We start from the raw sequence: 11,450 nt of genomic DNA on the forward strand, positions 1-11,450 counted from the left end.
ATGGACTATGACGACCGAATATATTGCGAGTATTGACAATGCCTTGCTGGGCTTCAAAAACAAGACCCTGATCACCCAAGAGTATCGGCAGATCGTCAAGGAGTGGGCCACGGCCAGCAGCATTTCCGGGCGCTTAGGTGGGCCGACGCTGGAGATGGAAAAAACCCTGCGGCTCAACGACAGCAAGACCGTGGTCTCGGAAAACGATCGCAGCTTTGAGAGTAGCGTAGTGACCTGCCCGAAGAGTGGCGAGATCAAGGTGGCCCTCGCCTATGAGTCCACACTTGAACTGCCCATCCCCGATGTGACCATTGAGATCTATGAGGATGTCAGTTTTGGTTTTGACTCGAAGGTGGCTACCCAGCAGACCGATGAGCAAGGCATAGCGCGTTTCCCTGGTCTGACTGCGGGCAAGAAATATTACGTTAAAGCCACCGATCCCCAGCTGGAGCAGCACAATGACCAGATGCTGCAAGCCTATGACGGCCTGATGCTGGAGATGTACGACACCTTGTCAACGCAATGGCAGACCTACAGGCCGCAGTGGCAGCTGAGCCCAATCAATGCCGGCCTGTTGACCGCGCTGGGCGCTGGGCTGTACGACGGCATGTTTGGGCTGTGGGACGACGTGAAACTGGCCTACGACGTGATCACCGACCCCGCAAAGTACGGGCAGAAAATCTATGCGGAAGCGGGTAAGTATAAAGATCTGATCACCCAGGTAGATGAACAGAAGCTGAAGTCCCTGCTGGAAGGCAGCAAGCAGATGGCCCGCGAGCTGTTGGCGCTGTTCAATGATGAAGCTGCGCTGTACCTGTTTATGCGTTCGGTAGAACTGCAAGTGCGTATGTACCCCTGGGGTGCACTACTGGAACCGATGGTAAAAATAGGGGGGTCCATTATCAGCGATGCGTTGGTCGGCATTGTCTTCGGGGCGCTGCTGACCCTGGTGACCGCCGGGTTGGGCGTGGCGTTCCTGATCTATAAGGTAGGCAGATTGCTCAAGAAACTGGGCAACGCATTGCAGTCTGTCTGGCAGGGGCTGAAGACGATTCTGTTTGCCACCCTGGAACTGGTCAAACGGTTCTTTGAGAAGACCCGCCAACTGAACCTCAAGCGCCAGGCCAATGCCAAGTTGAAACAGGATCGGAAAAACCAGCTGGGTTCGTCAAACCATACTGGTCTGGTGGATAACTCAGGCACGGTGAAAAACAACCCCGCGACAAATGCGGCTGACCAGCCCACGGTGAACTCGCAGTGCACCCCCGGCACCGGCTGCCCGGTTTCACTGATCAACGGCGAAGAGTTGCTTACTCTGGACGATGGGCAACTGATTGGCCTGACGCCCTTTATCTTCCAGCGTCAGTACCGCACCACCGCGGTCGAACGCACGTCGGTGTTTGGTTTTGGCTGGAGCCATAGCCTGCAGCATACCGTCGAGTTTATCGGTGATGAACTGCACTGGACCGATCATCAAACCCTCACCACCATTCTGCCGTTACCTACCGAAGTTTCCCCAAGTGGGCTTAATTATGTAGCCGGGGCCGCCGCCTATCTGGACGAGGAACCTGACAGCTACTGCCTGATGGCCGGTAGCATGGAAGGCTGGGTGTTGCATGTGCATCGGGTTACGGGGCAAACGACCGGGCGCATCACCGGCCTTTCACACCGCCAGTTGCGGTTGACCCTGCACTATCACGATGGCTTACCTGTTCGGCTGGAACATCCGGCTGGTGCTGCCTTGCAGTTCAGCTATCAGGAATTCCCTCAAGGCTGGCGCCTGACGCAGCTGAGCCTGACCCCTGAATCGGGCCGGGAAGAGGCTCTCCACCCGCTGATGACCTATGAGTACGATGAGCGGGGGCAACTGAGTGCCGCTATCAATGCGGCCGGGGAAGCCGAGCGCTATCAGTATCGTGATGATTATGTATTCAGCCTGCGGCAGTTGGCCGGCGGGGCTGAGTTTTATTGGGAATGGCAAGGGGAAGGCAAACAAGCTCGTGCGGTGCGCCACTGGAGCAACCTGCCTAACTTTGACCAGCGTTTTCTGTGGGATGAACAACCCGGGGCCGTCACCCTGGTTCATCAGGACGGTTCACGGGAGACCTGGCAACATGACACCCGCTTTCGTCGCCTGATAAAGAAGGTCGACCCGGACGGCGCGACCCACCTCAATGAATACGGTGAACGCAGTGAGCTGCTGAGTGAAACCGATCCGTTGGGCAACCGCACCGAATATGGCTATAACGGTGAACTGCAGTGCACCTGGGTGCGCACTCCTGACGGACAAGAGACCCAATACCGTTATTCGCGTGGCCGGGTCGTAGAGAAAACCACCTGGAGCCTCGATCAGGAGGACAAAATCCGTGAACGGTATCGCTACGACACGCAGGGCAACCTGACGGAAGAAACCGATGCGTTGGGCAATACCTGCCACTACCTGTGGTCTGAGCAAGGGGCACTCAACGAGGTGCAATACCCGGATGGCAGCCGCGAGCACTTTGTCCGCGATGCCTTTGGCCAGGTGCTGGAACACCATCAGCGCAACGGGCTGACCCACTATTATCGTTACAACCTGCTGGGGCAAGTGATCCGGCACAGCGACAGCCCACTGGACGAGGCCGGGATCAACGGCACCCGTTATACCTGGAATGCCGCCAACCGGCTGGAGGCTATTCACGCGCCTGACGGCACAGCGCGCCACTACCGCTACAACGCCTACGGCAAGGTGACCAGCGAGCGTGATGAAAAGGGGCTGACCACCCAATACGAATACCATCCAAACTCCCATCTGGTGAGCCGGGTCATTTACCCTGACCTCAGCCAGGTGGAATACCGCTATGACAACCCGAAGAACTTCGTCAGCGACATCATCAACCAGAATGGCGAACATCATCGGCTGGCCTATCACCCCAACGGGTTGGTGAGTGAAGAGCACACCGTTGACGGACGCCACTTCCTCTATAACTACGACCTTAACGGGCATCTGACCCAACGCACCGAGTACGGCACCAGCCAGAGTGAACAGACCGCGCTGGTGACTCGCTACGAGCGGGATGCTGCCGGTAGGCTGGTTCGCAAAGTGTTGCCGGACGGCAAGGAAGTCAGTTACGCCTACGACACCTTTAACCGCCTGCGCCTGGTGGATGATGGGCATTGGCCATTGGCGTACGGCTATGATGAGGTTGGTCGACTGACGGAGGAATATCAGGGCTTTGCCAGCCTGTTTTACGGCTATGACAGCGCGGGCAACCTGACACGCCAACGCCTGCCCGATGGCAACCTGCTGGCTTACCACTACCAACAGGGGCAAGTCTCACGCATTGACCTGAATGGCCGCATACTCAGTGAACACCAGTATCGCGGCGAGCGGGAAACCCGACGCATTACCGGTGAGGTAGTCAGCGAGTTTGATTATGACGCGCAGCAACGCTTGCGCCATCAACGGGCTACCGCCGTGGTCCAGGCAGAAATGGAGGGTGACGCCCCAGACGTGACGCCGGTGATGCAGCGCCGCTACGAGTACGACCCGGCAGGTAACCTGACACAGATCCTCGACCCGCACAAAGGCAACCGGGAATACCGCTACGATAAGCAACATCGCCTGACCGAAGCGCTGCACCACCCGATAGCCTACCCCGAAGCCTTGCCGCAGGCGCTGCGCTGGAGGGGTATCAGTGAACAGTTTACGCACGATGCAGCGGGTAACGTATTGGGGAACGATGCTGCCTCCCGTGGAACACAAGTGCGTGGCAACCTGCTGAAGCAGAAAGGCGATGTGCGGTTCGAGTATGACGAGTTTGGCAACCTGATACGTGAAGTGCGCAGCACCAAGCCACTGTGGGTGCGGGAGTTCCGTTATGACTGCCAGCATCGGCTGGTGGAATTTATTGAACAACGCCAGGGGCAGAAAACCCATTTTGCCTATACCTATGATGCCTTTGGTCGACGCATCCAAAAACAGGACCTGCTAGCCCAACGGCCTGATGCCATAACCCGGTTCTTCTGGCAGGGTGAGCGGATGGTGGCAGAATGCGCCGACGATGATAATATCTTCACAGCGGATGACCCAAAACCGGCGCACCTGGCGACCTATAAAAGTTACCTGTACAGCCCCGGCAGCTTTGTGCCGTTGGCGCAGTTACTGGGCAAAGGACGCAAGTCGGAGATTTACTACTACCTGAATGACCACCTTGGTACCCCGCAGGAACTGGTCAATGGCAAAGGACAGATTGCCTGGAGCGCGGCGTACCGCGCCTACGGCAATCTGGCGGTAGCGTTCGTTGAATCTGTGCCGCAACCACTGCGTTTTCAGGGGCAGTACTTCGATGCTGAAAGCGGGTTGCACTATAACCGGTATCGCTATTACTCGCCGGAGACCGCAAGGTTTATCACCCCTGACCCTATTGGGCTGGCCGGTGGGCTGAACCAGACGCAATATGTACCTAACCCTACCGGGTGGGTGGATCCGCTGGGGTTGGCTGGAGTGCCTTGCGATGACTTGATGGCTAGTAGCCCAATGAAACAACGTGTTCTTGATAATATTGAGTCAAGTAAGGCTGCTAGGGAATTGTCAAATATGGGAGGTTTACCACCTCAACCAGGAGATAGAACTCGTGAAGGCTTTATGAAAAATCATGTATCACAAGATAGAGAAACTGGGTTATATACAAAGTCTCCAGGGTTTAATAACAACAATGGGAATGTTGGTGGTCAATTTAAGCGCTATGGTCTTGACTCTCACGGGGGAATAAGTCCTCATGTCCATCAGCCTATTAGAAATGTATCGCCTAAAGATGGCTCCATATATGGTTCGCAAGGTTCAAAAACGAGTAATGGTGGTGTAACCTTACCGACAAACAAGGATATTAAACAACTATATCTTCACGTCTATAATGGGAAGTATGCCCAATGATTACTATTGAAAACTTTGATTGCACTCAAATGATTTCATTTGAGTATTATAAAGAAAGCAAGCAAGGTTTGCTTGGTTTATCAAACTTTGAAAAAATAGGGTTTGAAGTATTACTTGATAAAGATATAAGGCAAGTAAAAAAAACATATTTTCAAAGTGGAAAAAGTGAATATTTCATTGAGTTCGTAAATAAAGAATTTTCTGGCGAGTTTGAGGATTGGGTTGACTTCGATAATCCGCCAAAGGTAATTATTGATTTTGCTTGTGAAATTAAAAATTTTGCAATAATTAATGATTTATCTAATGTTAAGATTTTTTTGACATTTTTTGCTGAGAAAGGGATAACTAAAGATCATGTGGTTTCATGTGAACCCAATGATCTTTTACATGCTTTCTTTATGATGTCAAAAAACAATTTTGACATATGGGTAGATAACCTAATTATTGATTTAACAATGAATTAGTGATGTTTAATAAAAATGGCGATTTTAAAAGTCGCCTTTTACATTAACCTAAGATATATATTATTTTCCGTAATCGTTGCGTTTTTAGGGATCGCGCCATGATGTTGATAGCGGACTGCGCTATCAACATCATCGTTATCAAAGTAAAAGGAATACTTGGTAAACATAGTGGATAACGAATGAAAAAATCATATTATTTAAAATGCGGAAGTGATAAAATAAAAGAAGAACTAAAGGAACTGCTTGAAAAAAAAGGGATATCACATGTGCAGAGCATGATAGTTCCTATTTTGGAGTTTACTTTAATTACTCTGGTCTCTATGCAGATAAATTAACCATTACCGACAATTACATTGCGAGTTCTCAAGAAAGGTTATATGAAGACAATAAGAAGTTTATATCATTGATAAATATATCAATTTTCAATGGGAAAAACACTGAAAAACTGAGTCGATATAAGTTCATTAAGAATGTTTTTGTTCAATTAAATGTAAGCTCTTTTATTACTGATAAATGTGTAGAGGAAGGTTGATAATTAAAACCCCGGAAAGAGTATTTATATAACCATCCGGGCTTCATTGTTATATCCCAAGAGTGACAGAACTAGGTTTGTGTTTTATAAAAAAACCAATCAGGGTGTCGGATATAATACTGGAAAACTAATGGATTGGGTTATATTCGAGCTGACCAACACAGTCGTTCCAGTTATTCATCGTTTCCTTACAACTTAATGCCAAGTTAGTAAATATATCCTAGGAGCCAAGTAGTGATGAAAGAGAATATTGACCTTCAGCCGATCAGGGTTCCTACAGGATGGGCCATTAGCATTAATAATTTTTTCAACATAGACCCTGTAGATAAGTACATTGATTACTTTTATTCCTCAGTGTTAATTAGTGGTTATAGTAAGTTGATGAGGCTAAGCTTTGACTCCAGGTATGAGCCAGTAGGAACTCCTAACGGAGACTTTGTTTTAGTAATGCAAAAGAATGAATATAACAAAAAAGGAATGGTCATAAATGTCGAAGTGATTGACATTATAAAAACCAAAGAAAGACATATATTCACAAAATGCTTGGAATATTTTATGAAGGAAGGAGGCAAACTACCCTTCAATTAAATTGATTCTCCAAAATAAAAACCAGAAGAGAACATTAAAACACTCCCGGCATTATTTTTAGCTTTCTCATTAAATAATACTGGCTCAGGTCGATACCGTAAAAATATCGACCTGAGCAATATGAATAGCTACCTGGTAACCCTCAACGGCAATCTGGCGGTAGCGTTTATCGCAGACATGATATTAATTTGGTGTGTACGGTGGGGGTTGCCTGGGTACGATATACGGCGCTTCGACAATCTGGAGGTGGCATTCGATGAGAGTGGCTGAAGTTATAGGGTTCGAACATGTTCGAACCCTATAAATCAAGCACAGAGTAACACACCGCAACACCCTGTTATTGGGTCCGCGTCCACGCATCTCGTACCTGTTCCGCCGTCACCGGCGCAGCCTGGTTCCCCCAGCTCCCGCGCAGATAGCTCATCAGATCGGCAGCCTTCTGATCGTTGAGCACCCAGCCATAGCCCGGCATAACGATCGATGGTGCATGTTGGGTGACGGGCGTATGCGCCCCCTCCAGCACCACGCGCAAGGCGGTCAGCGGATTATCCGCCGTCACCGACAGATTACCCGCCAGAGCAGGTATGACGTTGTCGCTCCCCTCCCCCTGATTGCCATGGCAAGTTGAGCAGTACATCGCATAGATCTGCCCGCCAGAAGCCATGCTCGCGCTTGATGCCGCCATGGTTGCTACAGGTTTCGGTGCCTCTATCTCCAGGCTGTGTACATACTGCGCGATAGCCTTTAAGTCGTCATCGCTGAGGTATTGCGTGCTGTGCGCCACGACGTCGCTCATCGGCCCGGCCACTGCCGCATGTTGGCTACGGCCGCTTTTCAGCAGCGCAACCACATCATCCGGCTTCAACCCACGCAGGCTCGGGGCATACCAACCATCCAACTCTGCGCCGCTCAGGAACTCAGGGGATTGGTTATCCAGCCCTTTTTCCTGCATCGCCCAGCCGCGCGGAGTATGGCAACTGCCACAGTGGCCCAGCCCCTGCACCAGATAGGCGCCGCGGTTCCACTGGACGCTTTGCTTACTGTCTTGCTGATAGGTTTGGTCTTCATGGAACAGCGTATTCCATACCGCTAACGGCCAACGCATGGACAGCGGCCAGCTGATATCGCTTTCCCGGTTGGCAGTGTCTTGCGCCGGGACTTCGTGCATCAGGTAGTCATACAGAGCGCGCATGTCCTGCTGGCTCATTTTGGCGTAGGAGGTATAAGGCATGGCGGGATACAGACGATGCCCATCTTTGGCCACGCCCTGCCGCATGGCACGGTTGAACTCTGCAAAGCTGTAGCTGCCAATACCTTGCTGTTTATCCGGCGTGATATTGGTGGCATAGATATCCCCTACCGGCGTTGGGAACTTCATCCCGCCCGCCAGTTCCTTACCACCCGGAGCGGTATGGCAAGCCGTACAGTCCCCTGCCTTGGCCACGTATTCCCCGGCGGACATGGCGTGAGCCGAACCACCAGCCAGCAACAGCATCAGATACCACGGACGTAATGTCATACCCCCTCCTTGGCAGTAACCTTGCCGTAGGCCAGTTCATTCACGGCTCGCCAAGCCTGATCGATCGCCGAGTTGGCATACGGGCTCCAGTCGGAATCGGAATTGGCAATGACGATCTTGCCGATCGGTTGCCGCGCGGTTTCGATGACCTTTTGGGACTCATCTTCATCATCGAACATGCCGTTGAGGAAATAGGAGTAACCGTGCGACCAGCGGTTGACGGTGATCGCCTGAATATCCCGCTGATGATCAAATCCGGCAGCACCTAACATGCCCTGCAGCTGCTCACGGATCATCTGCTCGTGTACCTCAAACGGGGTTCCTAGCAACAACGCTCGCCCTTTGCGCGACTGTTCACGCGGGCTAAGGCCGCTGCCGGGCAATGTCGGCACATACACCATATGCAGCCCGATAGGCTGGTTTGGATCGCGTGGGTGCTGATATCCCCCCATGCTTACCGGGTAGTCCAATTTCACCCGGCTATAAGGCGCGGTCGGGGCATACACTTCATGCACCCCCAGTTTGATAAACGGCTGCCAGTTGCGGATCACCACCTTGCTGTACACCAACGGCGATTTGACGTTCTGCTTCAGCGCCTCTTGCTGCTCGTGAGGCATTTCCGGGATCAGATAAGGGATCATCATATTGTAACCGGCCATCACCACTTGCCCGGCACGTACTTTGACCATCTTCTCGCCGTTGATATAGGTCACCTCGGCCTTATCACCCACGTTGGCCACGTGCAGCCCGGTGCTGTTCAAGCGTAGTTTCACCGGCGACTCGGGGCGATCCAGCTGGCTGTAATCAAACTTTGCCAGGATGACGTCGTTCATATCTTTGCCACCCGGTGCTACCGCCGGGATCAAATGACGCACCATCAGGCGAGCCAGCGTAGCGTTGCCATCCGGGAAGTGGAATACATAGGGATCGTCAAGATCGGCCTGCGATTCCTCACCCAGCGGCGGCAGGTTCATACCGTTCAAGCCTGGCAGATCACAGATGCGGGCATCGCTGCAAGAGGTCGCATCAATGCCGACGGCCTGAAAATCGTTGGTGGTTTGCTGGAAATAGCGGATCGCCATTTCGCTCAGCCCTACTTTCTCGCGCAGGAACTGGCTATAGCTGTGCTTGTCCAACCAGGCCACCTTCTCTTCCTGGCTCAGGCCCGGCAGGTAGTCTTTTTCGACGGTGTGCAACGCAATCAAGGCCTGGCGATCGGCCTGCGGCAACGGGAAGTCGTTGATAAAATCTTCATAAGAGCGACCATTGAGGCGATCACGCGGAATATCATCCGCCACCACGCGGCCCGGATCGCCACTCACTACCTTATCAACGCCAAAGTTCTGGCGATCAAAGTAGACGCCACGGCTGAGATTGAGGTCCGGATAGAAAGTGGTATCGAAGGCCTTTTCCATACCGTCCAGGTTAACGCCCAGATTTTTCAGCAACCCCATGGCGACCGGACTGAAGTTGGAACGTGGCGACTGTAATGATTCGCTGCCCCCGTAACCGAGGAGGGTGCCGTTCTCGCTGCTGAATTCGTTACGCTTGGCGTGGCCGCCAAAGTCATCATGGTTATCAATCAGCAAAATACGTTGCTGTTTGCCCTTCATTTGCTGCCAGAAACAGGCCGCCGCCAGGCCGCTGATGCCAGCGCCAACGACCACCAGATCGAATTCTTCCTCGATCGGCAGGTTGCCAAAATCAAAGGTTTTGCCATCACGCCCCAGTTGGTGGGCATGTTCGAATGAGCCTGGGTGATTGCCACGCAGACCAGTTAACGCGGGTGGGTAGTACAGAGTTTGATGGGCGGCTTGCGGCGATGCGCGCAGGATCTGCATCGGCGTTAGCCCGGCAGCGATGGTAATCGCCACCCCATTAAGAAAATCGCGACGGGTGATAGCCATAAAAGCGTCCTTTTATTCTTTATTATTATCAGGCCAGCCGAAACCAGCCTGAGAGCCGCGCTATTGTGCTTATAAATCTTGCCAGATCAAGCAGATTAGTGTTTGAACATCACGTGGCGAATGGTGGTGTAATCCTCCAGCCCGTACATCGACATGTCTTTGCCATAGCCCGACAGCTTCTGCCCGCCGTGCGGCATTTCGCTCACCAGCATAAAGTGGGTGTTCACCCAGGTGCAGCCATACTGCAAACGCGCACTCAGGCGATGGGCACGCCCTACGTCACGCGTCCACAAAGAGGAAGCAAGACCGTAATTGGAGGCGTTGGCCCAGGCCAGTACCTGCACCTCGTCGTCGAATTCCGTCACCGTCACTACTGGGCCAAACACTTCACGCTGGACAATCTCATCTTCCTGGCGCGCGCCTGCCAACAGCGTTGGTTGGAAATAGAAGCCAGGGCCAGCGACTTTTTCGCCCCCGGTGACCACCTGGATATGAGGCAGTGCTTTGGCCCGCTCAACAAAGCCAATCACCCGCTCCAGATGCTGGGAAGTGATCAACGGCCCTAATTCGGTACTGCTGTCTTCCGGTGGCCCGATCTTCAAGCTGGCCACCGCTTCACCCAGCGCTTTCACCAGCTGTGGGTAAATGCCTTTTTGCGCATAGATCCGACAGGCGGCGGTGCAATCCTGCCCGGCATTGTAAAAACCGAAGGTGCGGATGCCGTCAACGACCTGCTGGATATCGGCATCATCGAAGACGATTACCGGCGCTTTGCCGCCCAGCTCCATATGGGTGCGTTTAATCCCAGGAGCGGTATGGGCAATGATATGCTCACCGGTAGCAATAGAGCCGGTAAGAGACACCATGCGCACCTTGTCATGTCCGGTCAGCACATCGCCCACGCTGGCACCACGGCCAAACAGCACGTTGAGTACGCCCGGCGGGAACACGCCAGCGGCCAGTTCGGCCAGCTTGAAAGTGGTTAACGGCGTCTGTTCAGAAGGTTTGATCACCACGCAGTTCCCTGCCGCCAACGCGGGTGCCAACTTCCAGGCGGCCATCATCAGTGGGTAATTCCAGGGAGCAATCGAAGCCACCACGCCCAACGGATCGCGGCGGATCATCGAAGTGTGCCCCGCCAGATATTCACCGGCCGCCATGCCACTCAGGCAACGGCTGGCACCGGCAAAGAAGCGGAAGACATCGGCCACCGCAGGCAGTTCGTCATTCAGCGCACAGTGATAAGGCTTGCCGCAGTTGAGAGACTCCAGTTTGGCGAAGGTTTCCGCATGCTGGTCAATCACGTCCGCTAGCGCCAGTAAGTGTTCGGCACGCTCTTTCGGGGTGGTTTGCCCCCACTGTTCAAACGCCGCATCGGCGGCCTGCACGGCTTCTTCAACCTGCCGTGCGCTGGCCTCGGCCACTTGAACAATCACTTCTCCCGTTGCCGGGTTGTAGACCGGCAACTTTTCGCCCTGGCCGGTAACCAGTTGACCATTAATCAGCAGTTGGCTTTGCATAGGGT

General features: G+C 52.8%; 6 protein-coding genes. 3 read left to right on the forward strand and 3 right to left on the reverse strand.

All coding sequences use genetic code 11. The features are described from left to right. Positions 1-7: 7 nt before the first annotated feature. From ACMV5H_RS11855 to ACMV5H_RS11865, 3 genes are all read left to right on the forward strand, one after another. The gene (locus ACMV5H_RS11855) at positions 8-4,915 is read left to right on the forward strand and encodes an RHS repeat-associated core domain-containing protein (RefSeq protein WP_414821886.1); all 4,908 of its coding nucleotides are present in this window, start codon (positions 8-10) and stop codon (positions 4,913-4,915) included. Continuing rightward, a complete protein-coding gene (locus tag ACMV5H_RS11860; RefSeq protein ID WP_414821887.1) occupies positions 4,912-5,379 on the forward strand; it encodes a hypothetical protein in 468 nt (155 codons plus the stop codon). Before ACMV5H_RS11855 ends, ACMV5H_RS11860 begins: the two co-directional genes overlap by 4 nt. Before the next feature lie 769 nt (positions 5,380-6,148). Beyond that, positions 6,149-6,499 carry a hypothetical protein gene (locus ACMV5H_RS11865; protein WP_179252044.1) on the forward strand — a complete coding sequence of 117 codons (351 nt, stop codon included), beginning with the start codon at positions 6,149-6,151 and terminating at the stop codon, positions 6,497-6,499. 337 nt (positions 6,500-6,836) lie between these two features. Here the strand turns inward: ACMV5H_RS11865 and ACMV5H_RS11870 are convergent, their stop codons facing one another. The 3 genes from ACMV5H_RS11870 to patD all read right to left on the reverse strand — a co-directional run bounded on the left by ACMV5H_RS11870 (position 6,837) and on the right by patD (position 11,445). Next, positions 6,837-8,018, reverse strand: a complete 1,182-nt coding sequence (locus tag ACMV5H_RS11870) for a c-type cytochrome (RefSeq protein WP_414821888.1) — start codon at positions 8,016-8,018, stop codon at positions 6,837-6,839. After that, a complete protein-coding gene (locus ACMV5H_RS11875; protein ID WP_414821889.1) occupies positions 8,015-9,925 on the reverse strand; it encodes an NAD(P)-binding protein in 1,911 nt (636 codons plus the stop codon). Before ACMV5H_RS11875 ends, ACMV5H_RS11870 begins: the two co-directional genes overlap by 4 nt. 95 nt (positions 9,926-10,020) lie before the next feature. After that, entirely contained in the window at positions 10,021-11,445 is a 1,425-nt protein-coding gene (gene patD, locus ACMV5H_RS11880) for an aminobutyraldehyde dehydrogenase (RefSeq protein WP_414821890.1), read from the reverse strand. Positions 11,446-11,450 lie beyond the last annotated feature (5 nt).

It is taken from the genome of Serratia sp. N21D137, assembly GCF_047530005.1.
Taxonomy (GTDB): domain Bacteria; phylum Pseudomonadota; class Gammaproteobacteria; order Enterobacterales; family Enterobacteriaceae; genus Chania; species Chania fonticola_B.